This is a genomic window from Klebsiella sp. Ech2A (assembly GCF_030078455.1).
GTDB lineage: Bacteria > Pseudomonadota > Gammaproteobacteria > Enterobacterales > Enterobacteriaceae > Klebsiella > Klebsiella terrigena.
The window spans coordinates 1-15945 of record NZ_JAQGFU010000102.1; the positions used below are offsets into that span (position 1 = coordinate 1).

The 15945-nt window shown below is 59.5% G+C and carries 18 protein-coding genes and 2 pseudogenes; 8 read left to right on the plus strand and 12 right to left on the minus strand.

From position 1 onward, the window contains the following. The 4 genes and pseudogenes from PFH44_RS17280 to sad form a co-directional block, all read right to left on the minus strand. Positions 1-505, minus strand: a pseudogene (locus PFH44_RS17280) (GGDEF domain-containing protein); the annotation flags it as partial. A 115-nt stretch (positions 506-620) separates the two neighbouring features. Beyond that, a complete protein-coding gene (locus tag PFH44_RS17285) occupies positions 621-986 on the minus strand; it encodes a DUF4186 domain-containing protein (protein WP_045858229.1) in 366 nt (121 codons plus the stop codon). After that, positions 986-1912 carry a glutaminase B gene (gene glsB, locus PFH44_RS17290; protein WP_283825646.1) on the minus strand — a complete coding sequence of 309 codons (927 nt, stop codon included), beginning with the start codon at positions 1910-1912 and terminating at the stop codon, positions 986-988. The genes PFH44_RS17285 and glsB overlap by 1 nt, the downstream gene beginning before the upstream one ends. A gap of 79 nt (positions 1913-1991) precedes the next feature. Continuing rightward, on the minus strand, positions 1992-3377 hold the full coding sequence (gene sad, locus PFH44_RS17295; protein ID WP_283825647.1) for a succinate-semialdehyde dehydrogenase: 1386 nt from the start codon (positions 3375-3377) through the stop codon (positions 1992-1994). Between the two features lie 118 nt (positions 3378-3495). Between sad and ptrR the strand changes: the two genes are divergently transcribed. Further along, positions 3496-4374, plus strand: a complete 879-nt coding sequence (gene ptrR / locus PFH44_RS17300) for a putrescine utilization regulator PtrR (protein WP_045858233.1) — start codon at positions 3496-3498, stop codon at positions 4372-4374. Here ptrR and PFH44_RS17305 read toward each other — a convergent pair. Further along, the gene (locus PFH44_RS17305) at positions 4328-4810 is read right to left on the minus strand and encodes a GNAT family N-acetyltransferase (protein ID WP_128878129.1); all 483 of its coding nucleotides are present in this window, start codon (positions 4808-4810) and stop codon (positions 4328-4330) included. The two genes, ptrR and PFH44_RS17305, sit on opposite strands and share 47 nt — an antisense overlap. Positions 4811-4955: 145 nt before the next feature. Between PFH44_RS17305 and PFH44_RS17310 the strand changes: the two genes are divergently transcribed. Beyond that, positions 4956-5900: an L-lactate dehydrogenase gene (locus tag PFH44_RS17310; protein WP_283825648.1), complete on the plus strand. Its 945-nt coding sequence runs from the start codon at positions 4956-4958 to the stop codon at positions 5898-5900. Positions 5901-5977: 77 nt separating this feature from the next. Here PFH44_RS17310 and PFH44_RS17315 read toward each other — a convergent pair whose 3' ends face one another. Then, positions 5978-6769 (minus strand): PhzF family phenazine biosynthesis protein, encoded by a 792-nt coding sequence (locus PFH44_RS17315; protein WP_283825649.1) that lies wholly within the window; start codon positions 6767-6769, stop codon positions 5978-5980. A 202-nt stretch (positions 6770-6971) separates the two neighbouring features. Here PFH44_RS17315 and PFH44_RS17320 point away from each other — a divergent pair, with 202 nt between their 5' ends. Then, complete coding sequence (locus PFH44_RS17320; protein WP_045858241.1) at positions 6972-8168, plus strand: sugar transporter; 1197 nt, start codon at positions 6972-6974, stop codon at positions 8166-8168. 64 nt (positions 8169-8232) lie between these two features. On the opposite strand, the gene PFH44_RS17325 is transcribed toward PFH44_RS17320, so the two are convergent. After that, entirely contained in the window at positions 8233-8901 is a 669-nt protein-coding gene (locus PFH44_RS17325; RefSeq protein WP_045858243.1) for a MarC family NAAT transporter, read from the minus strand. A gap of 215 nt (positions 8902-9116) precedes the next feature. Here PFH44_RS17325 and marR point away from each other — a divergent pair, with 215 nt between their 5' ends. Genes marR through marB form a run of 3 tightly spaced genes read left to right on the plus strand, consistent with a single transcriptional unit; the run spans position 9117 to position 10186 of the window. Continuing rightward, the gene (gene marR / locus PFH44_RS17330) at positions 9117-9551 is read left to right on the plus strand and encodes a multiple antibiotic resistance transcriptional regulator MarR (protein ID WP_041145638.1); all 435 of its coding nucleotides are present in this window, start codon (positions 9117-9119) and stop codon (positions 9549-9551) included. Positions 9552-9568: 17 nt separating this feature from the next. Further along, positions 9569-9949, plus strand: a complete 381-nt coding sequence (marA, locus tag PFH44_RS17335; protein ID WP_004862191.1) for an MDR efflux pump AcrAB transcriptional activator MarA — start codon at positions 9569-9571, stop codon at positions 9947-9949. Between the two features lie 30 nt (positions 9950-9979). Next, positions 9980-10186 (plus strand): multiple antibiotic resistance protein MarB, encoded by a 207-nt coding sequence (gene marB, locus PFH44_RS17340; protein ID WP_045858245.1) that lies wholly within the window; start codon positions 9980-9982, stop codon positions 10184-10186. Positions 10187-10230: 44 nt separating this feature from the next. Here marB and eamA read toward each other — a convergent pair whose 3' ends face one another. Then, a complete protein-coding gene (gene eamA / locus PFH44_RS17345) occupies positions 10231-11130 on the minus strand; it encodes an O-acetylserine/cysteine exporter (protein WP_045858247.1) in 900 nt (299 codons plus the stop codon). Positions 11131-11323: 193 nt separating this feature from the next. Here eamA and ydeE point away from each other — a divergent pair, with 193 nt between their 5' ends. Beyond that, the gene (gene ydeE, locus PFH44_RS17350) at positions 11324-12520 is read left to right on the plus strand and encodes an efflux MFS transporter YdeE (protein WP_283825650.1); all 1197 of its coding nucleotides are present in this window, start codon (positions 11324-11326) and stop codon (positions 12518-12520) included. Positions 12521-12636: 116 nt separating this feature from the next. Beyond that, positions 12637-13107, plus strand: a complete 471-nt coding sequence (locus tag PFH44_RS17355; RefSeq protein WP_283825651.1) for a helix-turn-helix transcriptional regulator — start codon at positions 12637-12639, stop codon at positions 13105-13107. A gap of 48 nt (positions 13108-13155) precedes the next feature. On the opposite strand, the gene urtE is transcribed toward PFH44_RS17355, so the two are convergent. The 4 genes and pseudogenes from urtE to PFH44_RS17375 form a co-directional block, all read right to left on the minus strand. Continuing rightward, complete coding sequence (gene urtE / locus PFH44_RS17360) at positions 13156-13854, minus strand: urea ABC transporter ATP-binding subunit UrtE (RefSeq protein ID WP_045858250.1); 699 nt, start codon at positions 13852-13854, stop codon at positions 13156-13158. A gap of 9 nt (positions 13855-13863) precedes the next feature. Next, positions 13864-14661, minus strand: a complete 798-nt coding sequence (urtD, locus tag PFH44_RS17365) for an urea ABC transporter ATP-binding protein UrtD (RefSeq protein ID WP_041145644.1) — start codon at positions 14659-14661, stop codon at positions 13864-13866. Then, positions 14661-15734, minus strand: coding sequence for an urea ABC transporter permease subunit UrtC (urtC, locus tag PFH44_RS17370; RefSeq protein ID WP_283825652.1), 1074 nt, complete (start codon positions 15732-15734; stop codon positions 14661-14663). The genes urtD and urtC overlap by 1 nt, the downstream gene beginning before the upstream one ends. Beyond that, positions 15734-15945, minus strand: a pseudogene (locus PFH44_RS17375) (urea ABC transporter permease subunit UrtB); the annotation flags it as partial. The gene urtC and the pseudogene PFH44_RS17375, both read right to left, overlap by 1 nt.

A 15945-nucleotide genomic window follows, 5' to 3' on the forward strand; every position in this document is an offset into this window, starting at 1 on the left:
ACTGCTCGCTAAACCAGGCCGCCAGCTGGGGAATAAAGGTGGCACGCTCGACGTCCACCGAACCCAGCGCGCCGACGGCCGCGCACAGCAGCGCCGCCAGCAGGCAATAGCAAAACAGGCTCAGCGCATTAATCGGCCCGGGCATAGAATCGGCGCGCCGTTTATCCCACAGCACCAGCTGCGCCAGGGTCACAATAAAGACAATATTGGAGAAATTAATCAGCAGCGAAGCAAAGCCCATTCCCCAGCGCGAGGTTAAGCCGTCATAAACCAGCATCGCGGCAAAGCAAACCGCGTAAAAATAGCTGCGGTTTAGCCAGACGTAACGTGCGAAGATCCCTGCCATCACGGCATTCAGCGGCCAGAAAAACGAGAGTTCCTGCACCAGGCGCAGCATCGCGCCGAAGAAATGAAGCAGCAGCGTTAACGTGAATAACACCAGCGCATCGCGCACGGGCTGCTCCTCACGAAACAGCGTGAATGACCGAATCGACAGTGAAGACATTCAGTAATTATCCGTCTAATTGTTTCAGGCAATTATTATGTTAATAATTAGTTAGCGGATTATCATAGCATGAGAATATTTATCAGGCATACCTATGCCTGATTATTGCGCACTATCAATGGCCAGAAGAATTCATCTGCAGCACCAGCCAGTGGTGAATAACCTGCACAACGTAGCGCTGCTCGTCGGCGCTCAGCGCCCGGCCTGGCGGGATCGCATGCCACTTTTCGAGGCAGCCGCGACAGCAGGTGGCGGTGGCGTGCTGGGCGATAAATACCGGATGACCGCGCATCGGCGTTTGCTTGCCGTCGTTCGGGATATTCGCCGGCGCCAGTCGGCGGGCAATAAAATCCGCCGCGTGCTGGTCAATCGTCTCCGCGCCTTTATCGAAACAGTATTGCCGCTCTTTTATTCCCAGCTTAAAGCGGGAGCGAAAAGCCGACCGCTGCAGCCGGCTAAATAAACCGTTTATCGTATCCATCAGAATACCGACCTTCCCACCTTCTGCGTGAGTTTCTCCAGTACCGCAATCCCGGCCAGCGAATTCCCGGCCTGGTCCAGCTCCGGGCTCCATACCGCAATGGCCATCTCCTGAGGAACGATCGCCACGATCCCGCCGCCCACGCCCGATTTTGCCGGCAACCCGACGCGCCAGGCAAACTCCCCGGCGTTTTGATACATCCCGCTGGTCATCATCAGGGCATTGACCTGGCGCGACTGAATCGGGGCGATCACCGGCGTATCGAGATGCGGCGCCACGCCGCGATCGGCGAGGAACAGAAAGGTCCGCGCCAGCTCAACGCAGCTCATCTCCAGCGAACAGTAGTGGAAATAGTTATGCAGCACCGTCGCGACGTCGTTATGAAAGTTACCGAAGGATTTCATCAGCCAGGCAATCGCCGCATTGCGCGCCGAATGCTCAAACTCGGAGCGCGCCACCAGCGGGTCGTAGGCGATATCCGCCACGCCGCTCAGGCGTCGGACAATTTCCAGCATCCGCTGGCGCGGCGCGCTGAGGCGGCTTTGCAGCATATCGCACACCACCAGCGCCCCGGCGTTAATAAAGGGGTTGCGCGGTTTTCCCTGCTCGATTTCCAGCTGCAGGAGCGAGTTAAACGGCTGGCCGGAGGGATCTTTCCCCACCCGCTGCCAGATCTCCTCCTCCTGGTAGTGGTTCATCGCCACCACCAGGCTGAGCACTTTAGAGATGGATTGAATGGAAAAACGCTCATGGGCGTCACCGGCAAAATAGTGCTGCCCGTCAACCGTACAGATCGCGATGCCCAGCTTATTGCCGCTCACGCTGGCCAGCGCCGGAATGTAGTCCGCCACCTTGCCGCGCCCTATCAGCGGCCTGATTTCTGCCAGAACTGCATCCAGCATTGCATTATTGATGACCGTCGCCACGCCCGGCTCCTTGCCCACAACCAAATTCGGGCTGCGAGTATAGCAGAGCGCGGCGACGGGCGTCAGGCGCTAACGTCGATTAGCGGCGGTCTTTCCATACGGTCTGCACGTTACAGAACTCATGCAGCCCAAAGTGCGAGAGCTCCCGGCCGAAGCCGCTTTTCTTCACGCCGCCAAAGGCAACACGCGCGTCGCTGGCGCTGTAGCCGTTGATAAAGACGCCGCCGCACTCCAGCTGGCGGGAGAAGCGGTCTGCCTCTTCGACGCTGGCGGTAAAGACGGTGGCCGAAAGGCCAAATTCGCTGTCGTTAGCCAGTTCGAGGGCGTGCGCGGCGTCGCGAGCCACGGTGATGGTGGCAACCGGACCAAACAGCTCCTGGCGGAAACCGGTCATTTCCGCGGTCACGTTACCCAGCACCGTCGGCGCATAGTAGTTACCGGCGCCGACGACCTTTTCGCCGCCGAGCAGCAGGGTCGCCCCTTCCGCCAGCGTCGCCGTCACCTGCTGATGGAGCTCGTCGCGCAGGTCGAAACGCGCCATCGGCCCAAGATAGTTGGCCTCATCGCGCGGATCGCCCATTTTCAACGCCTCAACGGCGGCAACGAATTTTTTGCTGAACGCATCGGCGATTCCGGCTTCAACAATAAAGCGCTTTGGTGCCCCCCCCCCCCGCCCGGTTTTCTGGTAGCGTCCGATGCCCGCCGCCTTCACCGCCTCGTCGAGGCTGGCGTCGTTGAGCACGATAAACGGATCCGACCCTCCGAGCTCCAGGACGCACTTCTTCAGCGCGGCGCCGGCCTGGGCGCCGATCGCCTTCCCGGCGCGCACGCTGCCGGTTACCGTCACCGCGGCAATGCGCGGATCGTTAATGGTCTGCGAAACGCCTTCATTGGTGGCGTTAACCCAGCCGAATACGCCGGCCGGCAGCCCGGCCTGAGCGAAGATATCGCCGATCAGCGCCGCGCTACCCATCACGTTCGGCGCGTGCTTGAGCAGATAGCTGTTGCCCGCCAGCAGGATCGGTACCGCGCCGCGCAGCACCTGCCACAGGGGAAAGTTCCACGGCATTATCGCCAGAATGGCGCCCAGCGGGCGGTATTCGATAACGGCTTTATTCTCTTCGACCTGGGTGGCTTCGGTTGCCAGCATGGCCGGACCGTGCTCGGCATACCAGTCGCAGAGATTGGCCGATTTGGTCACTTCGCCGCGCGCCTGGGCAATCGGCTTGCCCATCTCCAGGCTTATCATCTGGGCCATCTCTTCCGCCCGGCTGCGCAGGACGCTGCCGACCTGACGCAGCGCATCGGCGCGCTGGGCTACGCTGGCGGCGCGCCACTGGCGATAGCCCTGCTCCGCAAGAGCAATCGCCGCATCGACCTCTTGTTCAGTAGCCCAGGGCAGAGACGACACAATTTCACCGGTGGTCGGGTTCACGGAAACCGCATGAGTTGCAGATAAATTCATCGTTATTCTCTCTGTTTTGATGGCGAATGTTGATTGCGAACTGACCTCATTCTGGCTTACGCTTCCATTCATTGAAAATGAATAATATTAAGCAACCCGTTCACGAAAGAAGAATACTATGGACCTGACCCAGCTTGAGATGTTCAACGCCGTCGCCGCCACCGGCAGCATTACCCAGGCCGCGCAGAAGGTGCATCGCGTCCCTTCGAACCTCACCACCCGCATTCGCCAGCTGGAGGCCGATCTCGGCGTGGAGCTGTTTATCCGCGAGAACCAGCGCCTGCGCCTTTCTCCCGCCGGCCATAGCTTTCTGCGCTATAGCCAGCAGATCCTGGCGCTGGTCGATGAGGCGAGAATGGTGGTGACCGGCGATGAGCCGCAGGGGCTGTTTTCGCTCGGGTCGCTGGAGAGTACCGCCGCGGTCAGGATCCCTTCAGCGCTGGCGCTCTATAACCAGCGCTACCCGAAAATCCATCTCGCGCTCTCGACCGGCCCTTCCGGCAATATGATCGACGGCGTGCTGGAGGGTACCCTGAGCGCGGCATTTATCGACGGACCGCTGGTGCATCCGGGCCTCGAAGGCCTGCCGGTATTTCCGGAAGAGATGATGATCGTCGCCCCCGTGGGCCACGCGCCGATTACGCGCGCCAGCGAGGTGAACGGCGTCAACGTTTACGCGTTTCGCGCCAACTGCTCCTACCGGCGCCATTTTGAAAGCTGGTTTCACGCCGACCGCGCCACCCCCGGGCGGATCCACGAGATGGAGTCCTATCACGGCATGCTGGCGTGCGTGATTGCCGGCGCCGGGCTGGCGCTGATCCCGCGCAGCATGCTGGAGAGCATGCCCGGCCATCAACAGGTTTCCGCGTGGCCGCTGGCCGAAGAGTGGCGCTGGCTAACCACCTGGCTGGTGTGGCGGCGCGGGGCGAAAACCCGCCAGCTGGAGGCGTTTATAGCGCTGCTGAACGAAGATCGGCAACGAGCAGTTTCTCCATAAACAGGCTCAGCGGGTCTTCCTGATAGGGGGCAAAGGGGCTGCGCGTTTGATAGCCGCTGCGGGTATAGAGCCTGACGGCTGCCTGCTGGTAAATGCCGGTTTCGAGGCGCACGGTGTGGCAGTCGCGGCGGCGGGCCTCGCTTTCCAGCGCCTCCAGCAGCCGTTCGCCCAGCATCTGCCCGCGATGGTTAGGATCGATAAACACCCGCTTCATTTCGCCAAAGCCATCGTCGTCAAGGACGATAGCTCCGCAACCCACCGCCTGCTGGTTGTCATCCCGGATAAGCAGCACGATAACCGACTCCGCCTTTAGCTGGCTCAGGTCGACGAGGTGGTTGCTCTCTGCGGGATAGAGTGATTCCTGAAAAGCGTCCAGTTGCGCAATCAGAGCGGTCAGGTCGGGATGGGATAGCGAGGTCGGGGCGATGGTGTACATAGGCGAGCTCCTTTTTTTGAGCCACTGTAGCGCAGCGCGTACGCCCGTTTCTCATAGCATTAACTTATACCTCCGGCATCCTCTTGCGCTAACCAATTGAGCCGCAGTAATTTTATGCCATGACGGTTGATATCAGGAACGGACCATGAATAGCAAAGCGCGCAAGGTGATGATCATCGGTGCAGGCAACGTCGGCACCTCGGCGGCCTATGCGCTATTAAACCAGAATATCTGCGAAGAGCTGATCCTCGTCGATCTCGATAAAACGCGGGCCCAGGCGCACGCGCAGGACCTTAGCGACGCCGCCGCCTATATGCCGGGAATGATGGCGATTTCGGTACGCGATGCCAGCGACTGCGCCGATGTGGATATCGCGGTGATCACCGTCTCCGGCGGCGCGCTGAAAGAGGGAGAGAGTCGCCTGGACGAGCTGACCCGTACGGCGAAAATCGTCCGCAGCATTGTCCCGCGGATGATGGCCAACGGTTTCAACGGTATCTTCCTGATTGCCACCAACCCCTGCGATATTATTACCTGGCAGGTGTGGCAGCTTTCCGGCTTGCCGCGCGGCCAGGTGATCGGTACCGGCGTCTGGCTGGATACTACCCGCCTGCGCCGGGTTCTGGCGCAGGCGCTGGATATTGGCGCCCAGAGTATCGATGCTTTTATTCTCGGCGAACACGGCGACACCCAGTTTCCGGTGTGGTCCCACTCGTCGGTGTACGGCTCGCCGATTGCCGAGGTTTACCAAAAACATACCGGTAAGGCGCTGGATCGTCAGCAAATCGCCGACCGGGTGCGCAAACTCGGGTTTGAGATCTATGCCGGTAAAGGCTGCACCGAATATGGCGTTGCCGGAACCATCGCCGAGATTTGCCGCAATATCTTTACCGGTAGCCACCGCGCGCTGGCCATCTCCTGCATTCTCGATGGCGAGTACGGCATTCGCGGCGCGGCGGTCGGCGTACCGGCCGTACTGGCGCAAAACGGCGTGCAGCAGATAATAGAATTGCAGCTGGCACCAGAGGAAAGGGAGAAGTTCCTTCATTCGGTGGCGGTGATTAAAGCCAATATCGCCCGCCTCAAATAAGGTATAGCCTGGCGTCCTACAGACGCGGAGCCAGGCCAGCCGCCACGAGACATGGCAGCCTCTTTCACGGGATTATGCTAGCGCAGGCCAATTTTGCCAATCAGGTAGGTGACCGCCTGGCCGCCGATCAGCACCCTATCGCCCTGCCACTGACAGCGCAGGTCGCCGCCGCGGGCCGACACCTGACGCGCCTGCATCTGCGTTTTGCCAAGCCTCTCGCCCCAGTAAGGGATCAGCATGCTGTGGGCCGAGCCGGTAACCGGATCTTCGGCAACGCCCTCGCCGGGACAGAAGAAACGGCTGACGAAGTCGTACTCCTCGTCCGCCGCGCTGATGCAGACCATCTTGCCGAGCCGCTGGAGCTGGTGCATGTCCGGGCGGACGGCCTCAACCTGCTGACGATCCGCCAGCACCACCAGATAGTCGCGCCCGACCCGCACGTCCAGCGCGTGGCTAATTCCCAGCCCGGCCAACAGCTCGGCGGGCGGGTTGGCAACTTCCGTCGTCGACCACGCCGGGAGGTCGAGGGTCAGCCAGTCGCCGTTGCGCGTCACCCGCAGCTCGCCGACAAAACGGGTGCTGAACGCGATCGTCGCGGACGGATGGTCAAGGTATTCAAAAATAACGTGCGAGGCCGCCAGCGTCGCGTGGCCGCACAGGTTTATCTCATACTGCGTGGTGAACCAGCGCAGCTCATAGCCTTCATCGGTACGCACGAAGAAGGCGGTCTCCGACTGATTATGCTGCTGCGCCATTTTCAGCAGCGTCTCGTCAGGCAGCCACTCGGTGAGCGGGCATACCGCCGCGGCGTTACCGCCAAAGTTACGATCGCTGAAAGCATCCACCAGATAAAAATCAATTTCCTGCATCGCTGTGTTCCTTTTTTTTTTACTTATCCTCAACATGACATAAAAGCGGGATGCGTACACTATCTATAGAGAAATTAATCTGTTAGCCCTTTTATCTCCGCGGCGGAATAATGAGACGCAGATCACAAAATGATTGTATTTTCACCAGCAATCGTTTTAAGATCGTCTCCTCTTCTTCCTCTAAGCACTCAGTCCAAAACCTATGATTACAAACACGGTTTCACGCAGGGTCGCGTGGCTTCGGGTAGTCACGCTGGCGATCGCCGCTTTTATCTTTAATACCACCGAATTCGCGCCGGTCGGCCTGCTGTCCGATATTGCCGGCAGCTTTGGGATGGAAACCGCTCAGGTCGGCATGATGCTGACTATTTACGCATGGGTTGTGGCCCTGATGTCGCTGCCGTTTATGCTGCTCACCAGCCAGATGGAGCGCCGCCGCCTGCTGATCGGCTTGTTTATTCTGTTTATTGCCAGCCACGTGCTGTCGTTTTTTGCGTGGAGCTTTAACGTGCTGGTGATCAGCCGTATCGGTATCGCCTTCGCCCACGCGGTGTTCTGGTCCATTACCTCGGCGCTGGCGATCCGCATGGCGCCGCCGGGAAAACGCGCCCAGGCGCTGAGCCTGATCGCCACCGGCACCGCGCTGGCGATGGTCTTTGGTATTCCCATCGGCCGCATCGTTGGTCAGTATTTCGGCTGGCGCACCACTTTCCTTGTCATTGGCCTTGGCGCGCTGGTCACGCTGGTGTGTCTCTACAAGCTGCTGCCGAAGCTGCCAAGCGAGCACTCCGGCTCGCTGAAAAGCCTGCCGCTGCTGTTTCGCCGCCCGGCGCTGCTCAGCATCTATCTGCTGACCGCAATCGTGGTGACCGCGCACTACACCGCGTACAGCTACATTGAGCCGTTCGTGCAGACGGTGGCCGGTATGAGCGGTAATTTCGCCACCGTATTGCTGCTGGTGCTCGGCGGCGCGGGGATTATCGGCAGCGTGCTGTTCGGCAAGATGGGCAATAAGCACGCTTCGGGGCTGATTAATATGGCGATTGGCCTGCTGCTGGCCTGTCTGCTGCTGCTGCTGCCGGCATCGCAAAACGCCAACCACCTGATGCTGCTGAGCATCTTCTGGGGCGTGGCGATTATGATTATCGGCCTCGGCATGCAGGTTAAGGTGCTGGCGCTGGCCCCGGACGCGACCGACGTTGCGATGTCGCTGTTCTCGGGGATCTTTAATATAGGAATCGGCGCCGGCGCGCTGGTCGGTAGCCAGGTGAGCACCCATCTGTCGATGGCCTCTATCGGCTACGTCGGAGCCATTCCGGCGCTGGTAGCGCTGGTCTGGGCGGTAATGATTTTCCGCCGCTGGCCGGTGTCGCTGGAAGAGCAGCCCCACCACTCCTGATAGCGGCAATAAAAAAGCCGGATAGCGCCACGCTGTCCGGCTTTTTTTATCGGCTGTTCACCCGTCAGGCATGATAGGTGGTAATGATTTCCAGCACCCCGTTAATAATAAACTGCACGCCCATGCACACCAGCAGGAAGCCCATCAGGCGGGAGATCGCCTCGATGCCGCCCTTCCCGACCATGCGCATAATCGCCCCGGAGCTGCGCAGGCTGGCCCACAGGATCAGCGCCACCAGCGCAAAGGTGATCGGCGGCGCCGCCAGCACCACCCATTCCGGAAACTCAACGCCGTGCTTCACCGTCGACGCCGTACTAATGATCATCGCGATGGTACCCGGCCCGGCGGTGCTCGGCATGGCCAGCGGGACAAAGGCGATATTGGCCGTCGGCTCGTCCTGCAGCTCTTCCGATTTCATTTTGGCTTCCATGGAGTCATGCGCCTTCTGCTGCGGGAAAAGCATCCGAAAACCGATAAAGGCGACAATCAGCCCGCCGGCGATACGCAGACCGGGGATTGAGATACCGAAGGTATTCATCACCACCTGGCCGGCATACCACGCCACCGCCAGAATGATAAAGACATATACCGAGGCCATCAGCGATTGTCGGTTACGCTCGGCGTTGTTCATGTTGCCCGCCAGCCCGAGGAACAATGCGACGGTCGTGAGCGGGTTTGCCAGCGGCAAAATCACCACCAGCCCCAGACTTATCGCTTTAAAAAGTTCCATCATGATTAATTAAGCCCCTGTTAATATTAAACAATTAAAAATTTTACGCTCTGAGTATAACGTTGGTCGTCGGTATCATACCAGCGCTGATATTTTCCTCGCAGCGCCTGCGCAGGCGTGCTTTAGCAAATCGTGTCATCGCCGAATCCATCAGGTTGACTTATTGTTGCCTGGGCAATAATATCCACAGCAATTAAATAATTGCCTGGGCAACCATAGTGAAAAGCACGAGTGACCTGTTTAACGAAATGATCCCCCTCGGTCGCTTGATCCAGATGGTTAACCAGAAAAAAGATCGCCTGCTCAACGAGTACCTCTCTCCGATGGATATCACTTCCACCCAGTTCCGGGTGCTCTGTTCCATTCGTTGCGAAGTATGCATTACCCCCGTTGAGCTGAAAACCGTGCTCTCGGTCGACCCAGGCGCAATGACGCGCATGCTCGATCGCCTGGTCTGTAAAGGCTGGATTGAACGGTTACCCAACCCCACTGACAAACGCGGCGTGCTGGTGCAGTTAACGCCAGACGGCGCGGCGCTATGTGAGCAATGTCATCAGGTTGTGGGTCAGAAATTGCACCAGGAATTAACAAAAAATCTGTCGGCGGATGAAGTGGTCACCCTTGAGTATTTACTCAAGAAAGTCCTGCCGTAATAAGAAGAGGTAAGATGATGTCCAGACGCAATAACGACGCCATCACTATCCATAGTATTTTGTCGTGGATCGAAGATAACCTGGAATCGCCGCTGTCGCTGGAGAAAGTGTCTGAGCGCTCAGGTTACTCTAAATGGCACCTGCAAAGAATGTTCAAGAAAGAGACCGGTCACTCCTTAGGCCAGTACATCCGCAGCCGCAAGCTGACCGAGATCGCCCAGAAGCTCAAGCAGAGCAACGAGCCGATTCTCTACCTGGCGGAGCGCTACGGATTTGAATCGCAGCAAACGCTGACCCGAACCTTTAAAAACTATTTTGACGTTCCGCCGCATAAATATCGCATGACAAATATGCCGGGTGAATCCCGCTATCTAATGCCACTGAACAACTGTTGTTAATCGCCTGCAAAAAGACGTATTGAGGAAATCATGAAACTATTCGCTTCCGCCGCCCTTGTGCTGGTAGCCCTGGCCTCAGGCCAGAGCTATGCGGAGCAAACCACAACTCCGGTTCGCCATAACCACCGCGATGCGATGATAATGCCTTCCGAACATAACGATTCGCCGTTTGATTTCAATCATATGGCTGCCGGTAGCGACAAGTCAGATGAGCTAGGCGTGCCGTACTACAACTAACCGCACGACTCCGGTCTTTTTAGCCCCGCACTGCGGGGCTTTTTTTATCCCCGCGGCGCGCTGACGCGAACCCGCCGCAGGCCAAAGACGTTAATATAGAGCCCGGCCATAATCAGCACCGCCCCGACGAGCTGCAGCCCGCTCAGGGTTTCGCCAAGCAGCAGCGCGGCGCTGGCCATCCCCACCACCGGCACCAGCAGCGAGAGCGGCGCCACCCGCCAGGTCTCGTAGCGCCCGAGCAGCGAACCCCAAATCCCGTAGCCGACAATCGTGGCGATGAACGCCAGATAGAGCAGCGAAAGCACGGTGAGCAGATCGATCTGCACCAGGCTGGCGACCATTTTTTGCGGGCCATCGAGCAGGTATGAGGCCAGCATAAACGGCAGCACCGGGATCAGCGCGCTCCACACCACCAGCGACATGATCTGCGGCTTCTCCTGCCTCGACATGATTTTCTTATTGAAGATGTTCCCGCAGGCCCAGCTCAGCGCCGCCGCCAGGGTCAGCATAAACCCGACCACCGGCACATGCTGGGCGCCGAGGCTCGCCTCTACCAGCACCAGCACGCCGAAAATCGCCAGCGCGATGCCGGCCAGCTGCTTGCCCTGCAGACGTTCACCGAAGGTAAACACGCCGAGAATAATGGTGAAGAACGCCTGCGCCTGCAGCACCAGCGACGCCAGCCCGGCGGGCATGCCGAGGCTGATGGCGCAGAACAGAAAGGCGAACTGCCCAAAACTTATCGTCAGGCCGTAACCCAGCAGCAGGTGCAGGGGAATCCTGGGCCGCGCCACGAACAGCAGCGCCGGGAAGGCAACGAGTAAAAAACGCAGCCCCGCCAGCATCAGCGGCGGCATGTTGTGAAGCCCGAGCTTAATCACCACAAAATTAAGCCCCCAAACGACCACCACCAGCAGCGCCAGCAGCCCGTCTTTACGTGTCATACCCCGTCCCGGCCATTACGCGAATTTTTATCAATGAAATCAAAGTAACGGAAAAATCCTCATTCGGATAGATCATTATTTTTAGCAGGGTCGTTATCCCCCTTTTGCCATAGGGGAATGCTATACAAGCCTGAAAGACCATGTTATTTGTGAACAGCACCACAAAAAATAACATTTATCAGGCAAGGAAAAAATGATACCGACCCTCAGGCGCTCAACGATAGCGCTGCTGGCTTCATCGCTGCTGCTCACCATCGGCCGCGGCGCGACGCTCCCTTTTATGACCATCTTTCTTACCCGCCAGTATCAGCTGGAGGTGGATAAAATCGGCTATGCCATGTCTATCGCCCTGACGGTCGGGGTGGTGTTCAGCATGGGGTTCGGCATTCTGGCCGATAAGTTCGATAAAAAGCGCTATATGCTGGTATCCGTGGCCGCCTTTATCTGCGGGTTTGTGGCAATCCCGCTGGTAAACAGCGTTCCGCTGGTGGTCTTTTTCTTCGCCCTGATCAACTGCGCCTATTCCGTCTTCTCCACCGTATTGAAGGCGTGGTTTGCCGACGTGCTGACGCCGGAAAAGAAGGCGCGGATCTTCTCGCTCAACTATACCTTCCTCAATATCGGCTGGACCGTCGGTCCCCCGCTCGGCACCCTGCTGGTGATGCACAGCATTAACCTGCCGTTCTGGCTGGCTGCGGCCTGCGCCGCGTTTCCGCTGGTGTTTATCCAGCTCTTCGTCCAGCGGACAGCGGTGGCGATCGCTGCGGATAGCGCCAGCCCGTGGTCGCCCTCGGTGCTGCTGCGCGACCGGGCATTGATGTGGTTTACGCTCTCCGGGCTGCTGGCGTCGTTTGTCGGCGGCTCTTTCGCCTCCTGCATTGCCCAGTACGTGCTGGTGGTCGCCGACGGCGACTTTGCCGAGAAAGTGGTGGCGGTCGTTCTACCGGTCAACGCCGCGGTGGTGGTGGCGCTGCAGTACGCCGTCGGACGCAGGCTCAACGCGCGCAATATCCGCCCGCTGATGACCTTCGGTACGCTATGCTTTGTCATCGGGCTGGGCGGGTTTATTCTTTCCGGCAGCAGCCTGCTGCTGTGGGGCGTGTCGGCGGCGATTTTTACTCTTGGCGAGGTTATCTATGCGCCAGGAGAATATATGCTGATCGACAACATTGCGCCGGCGGGCATGAAGGCCAGCTATTTTTCCGCCCAGTCGTTAGGCTGGCTTGGCGCCGCGTTTAATCCGATGATCACCGGGGCGATTCTGACCCATATGCCGCACTGGTCGCTGTTTGTGGTGCTGATGGCGGCGATTATCGCCGCGTGGCTGATGATTTTCCGCGGCATGAACAATCCTCCGCGGCAAAAAGGTTATCCGGTGGCCAGCGCCTGAAGCCTGCCGCCACGGGGCTGTCGGGTCGGTGTCGGGTTAGTGTCGGGAGAGGATCGTGGCGGCCGACGGCGGAAACCTGCAGGCTTCATCTCAGGATTCATCCGGAGAGAGAAAAAATGAACGGTATTAATCAGGTTAAACAGTTACGTCTGCAGCGCGCGTGGTCTCAGGAGCAGCTGGCCGAACTGGCCGGCGTCAGCGTGCGCACCATTCAGCGCATCGAAAACGGCGATCGCCCGGGTCTGGAAACGCTCAGCGCCCTCGCCGCCGTATTTGAGGTTAACGTGGCGAGTCTGAGCGACGACGCCCCCGTCGGTCACGAAGAGTCGCTCGATTTACGCATTGAGGAAGCCAAAGAGCGGGTCCATCAGGAGAGCCGCTTCTTTCGCTCGCTGTCGGTAGCGGTGGTGGTTTGCGTCCTGCTGGCGGTACTCAACCGGATCACCGGCCCCGAAAACGACTGGTCGGCGTGGGTCGCCGCCATCTGGGGCGCGCTGCTGCTGCTGAGAGCGGCCAGGCTGTTTGTCTTCGGCGGGATGACCCGCAGCTGGCGCCAGGCCCGGCTGCAGCGATTATTACTTAAGTAGGCTCCGTTCAGCGCGACGTCAGGCGTCGCGCTGAATGATTATTGCGACTTAGATAGCCACCATTGCGCGCACGCCCTCGGCTTCCATATCCGCGCCCTTTCCCTGCTGAATAATTGTCCCTCGCGACATCACCAGGTAGTGGTCGGCAAGAGCAGCGGCAAAATCATAGAACTGCTCAACCAGCAGGATCGCCATATCGCCGCGGTTCGCCAGCTGGCGGATAACTTCGCCGATCTCCTTAATCACCGAGGGCTGAATGCCCTCCGTTGGCTCGTCGAGGATCAACAGCTGCGGCCGGCTTGCCAGCGCCCGGCCAATCGCCAGCTGCTGCTGCTGACCGCCGGAGAGATCGCCCCCGCGCCGCTGCTTCATCGTTTTTAACACCGGAAACAGCCGATAGATCTCCTCCGGAACCTGACGCGCGTCGCGGGCGGAAAAGCGCGACAGGCCCATCAGCAGGTTCTCTTCAACGGTCAGGCGGGGAAAGATCTCTCGCCCCTGCGGGACATAGGCGATCCCGGCCTGTACGCGCTGGTGGGGCCTGCGCGCCGTGATGGTCTTATCCTGCCATATCACCTCGCCGCTGCGCGCCGGGACCAGCCCCATCAGGCACTTCAGCAGCGTGGTTTTTCCGACGCCGTTGCGCCCCAGCAGGCAGGTTATCTCCCCCGGCCGGGCGGCAAAATCGACGCCGCGCAGAATATGGCTACCGCCGTAGTATTGATGTAACTGGTTAACCTGCAGCATCGGCGCTCCTTAGCGTCCAAGATAAACGTCAATCACCTGTTCGTTGGCCTGCACCTCGCGCAGCGAGCCTTCCGCCAGCACCTGCCCCTGATGCAGCACGGTTACCCGGTCGGCAATCGTTTCAACGAATCCCATATCGTGTTCAACCACCATCAGGGAGTGCTCTCCGGCGAGGGTGCGGAACAGCTCGGCGGTGTATTCGGTTTCGGCGTCGGTCATGCCGGCGGCGGGCTCATCCAGCAGCAGCAGATGCGGTTCCTGCACCAGCAGCATGCCGATTTCAAGGAACTGCTTCTGCCCGTGCGACAGCAGCCCCGCCTGCCGCCCGCGCTCGCCATCGAGGCGCAACAGGCGCAGGGTCTCGCTAATGCGATCCTCCTGCTCCCCGCTCAGCCGCGCGCGCAGGCTGGCCCAGACCGATTTATCGCTTTTCAGCGCCAGCTCGAGATTTTCAGCCACCGTCAGCGCTTCAAAGACCGTCGGCTTTTGAAACTTGCGCCCGATCCCCTGGCGGGCAATGGCTATCGGGTCAAGGGACATCAGGTCGATGGACTGATCGTACAGCGCCCTGCCGCTCTGCGGCCGGGTTTTGCCGGTAATCACGTCCATCAGGGTGGTTTTTCCGGCGCCGTTGGGCCCGATAATACAGCGCAGCTCGCCCACGCCAATCTGCAGCGAGAGGTCGGTCAGCGCCTGGAAGCCGTCGAAGTTGACGTTAATTTTTTCCAGCTGCAGCACCGGGTCGGTTTGCTCGCGAAAGCGATCCGTCGGCAGCTGGCGGGTAAACAGGCCGTCATCCGGTTGCATCAGCGGTCTCCTTTACGCAGCAGGCCAATCACCCCACGCGGTAAAAAGAGGGTGACGATGATAAAAATCAGTCCAAGAAACAGCTGCCAGTACTCCGGGATCGCCATCGTAAAGTAGCTTTTCGCGCCGTTGACCAGCCCCGCGCCCAGCACCGGGCCGACCAGGGTTCCGCGGCCGCCGAGCGCCACCCAGATGGCGGCCTCAATCGAGTTGGTGGGCGACATTTCGCCTGGGTTAATAATCCCCACCTGCGGAACGTACAGCGCCCCCGCCAGCCCGCACAGCACGGCGGAGAGCGTCCACACCAGCAGCTTAAAGCCGCGCGGGTCGTAGCCGCAGAACATCAGCCGGTTTTCGGCGTCGCGCACCGCGGTCAGAATACGGCCAAACTTGCTGGTCGCCAGGCGAAAGCCTATCCACAGCGTTAACAGCAGCAGCAGTACCGTCGCCATAAACAGCGCCGCGCGGGTGCCGGTCGCGGTGACGGAGAAGCCGAGCAGCGTGGTGAAGCCGGTAAAACCGTTGTTGCCGCCGAAGCCGGTCTCGTTGCGGAAAAAGAGCAGCATGCCGGCGTAGGTCAGCGCCTGGGTCATTATCGAGAAGTAGGCCCCTTTGATTTTGGAGCGAAAGGCAAACCAGCCGAACACCAGCGCCAGCAGCCCGGGAACCAGCACCACCAGCAGCATCGCCCAGGCAAAGTGCTGGGTTCCCCACCAGAACCACGGCAGCTCGGTCCACGACAGGAAGGACATAAACGCCGGCAGACCGTCGCCGGCCGCCTGACGCATCAGATACATGCCCATCGCATAGCCGCCCAGCGCAAAGAAGATGCCGTGGCCCAGCGACAGCATGCCGGCGTAGCCCCACACCAGGTCCAGCGCTACCGCAACGACGGCGTAGCAGAGGATCTTGCCGGTCAGGGTCAGCAGCCAGGTCGGCACCGCCAGCGGATGCGACTGAGGCAGCAGCGCCAGAAACGGCATGCACAGCAGCGCCATTATCACCAGCGCCCCAAGCCACCGCAGCGGCCGCGGCGCGTTGCGCGCAAGTCGTAAGGTCATCGGTTGGCTCATCAGTCAATCACCCTGCCTTTTAACGCGAACAGCCCCTGCGGGCGTTTCTGGATAAACAAAATAATCAGCACCAGGATCAGAATTTTGCCCAGCACCGCGCCCAGCTGCGGCTCGAGGATTTTGTTAAAGATCCCGAGACCAAACGCCGCCACCACGCTGCCCGCCAGCTGGCCGACGCCGCCCAGCACCACCACCAGAAACGAGTCGATGA

Bases quoted from the DNA above. Each gene is read 5' to 3' on its own strand.
- PFH44_RS17325 (WP_045858243.1), bottom strand. From the start codon at position 8,901: ATGATGGAACTTTTTAAAGCGATAAGTCTGGGGCTGGTGGTGATTTTG.
- ptrR (WP_045858233.1), top strand. From the start codon at position 3,496: ATGGACCTGACCCAGCTTGAGATGTTCAACGCCGTCGCCGCCACCGGC.
- PFH44_RS17310 (WP_283825648.1), top strand. From the start codon at position 4,956: ATGAATAGCAAAGCGCGCAAGGTGATGATCATCGGTGCAGGCAACGTC.
- PFH44_RS17305 (WP_128878129.1), bottom strand. From the start codon at position 4,810: ATGTACACCATCGCCCCGACCTCGCTATCCCATCCCGACCTGACCGCT.
- urtD (WP_041145644.1), bottom strand. From the start codon at position 14,661: ATGCAACCGGATGACGGCCTGTTTACCCGCCAGCTGCCGACGGATCGC.
- eamA (WP_045858247.1), bottom strand. From the start codon at position 11,130: ATGACACGTAAAGACGGGCTGCTGGCGCTGCTGGTGGTGGTCGTTTGG.
- ydeE (WP_283825650.1), top strand. From the start codon at position 11,324: ATGATACCGACCCTCAGGCGCTCAACGATAGCGCTGCTGGCTTCATCG.
- PFH44_RS17320 (WP_045858241.1), top strand. From the start codon at position 6,972: ATGATTACAAACACGGTTTCACGCAGGGTCGCGTGGCTTCGGGTAGTC.
- PFH44_RS17315 (WP_283825649.1), bottom strand. From the start codon at position 6,769: ATGCAGGAAATTGATTTTTATCTGGTGGATGCTTTCAGCGATCGTAAC.
- urtE (WP_045858250.1), bottom strand. From the start codon at position 13,854: ATGCTGCAGGTTAACCAGTTACATCAATACTACGGCGGTAGCCATATT.
- PFH44_RS17355 (WP_283825651.1), top strand. From the start codon at position 12,637: ATGAACGGTATTAATCAGGTTAAACAGTTACGTCTGCAGCGCGCGTGG.
- PFH44_RS17285 (WP_045858229.1), bottom strand. From the start codon at position 986: ATGGATACGATAAACGGTTTATTTAGCCGGCTGCAGCGGTCGGCTTTT.
- marB (WP_045858245.1), top strand. From the start codon at position 9,980: ATGAAACTATTCGCTTCCGCCGCCCTTGTGCTGGTAGCCCTGGCCTCA.
- sad (WP_283825647.1), bottom strand. From the start codon at position 3,377: ATGAATTTATCTGCAACTCATGCGGTTTCCGTGAACCCGACCACCGGT.
- marA (WP_004862191.1), top strand. From the start codon at position 9,569: ATGTCCAGACGCAATAACGACGCCATCACTATCCATAGTATTTTGTCG.
- urtC (WP_283825652.1), bottom strand. From the start codon at position 15,734: ATGAGCCAACCGATGACCTTACGACTTGCGCGCAACGCGCCGCGGCCG.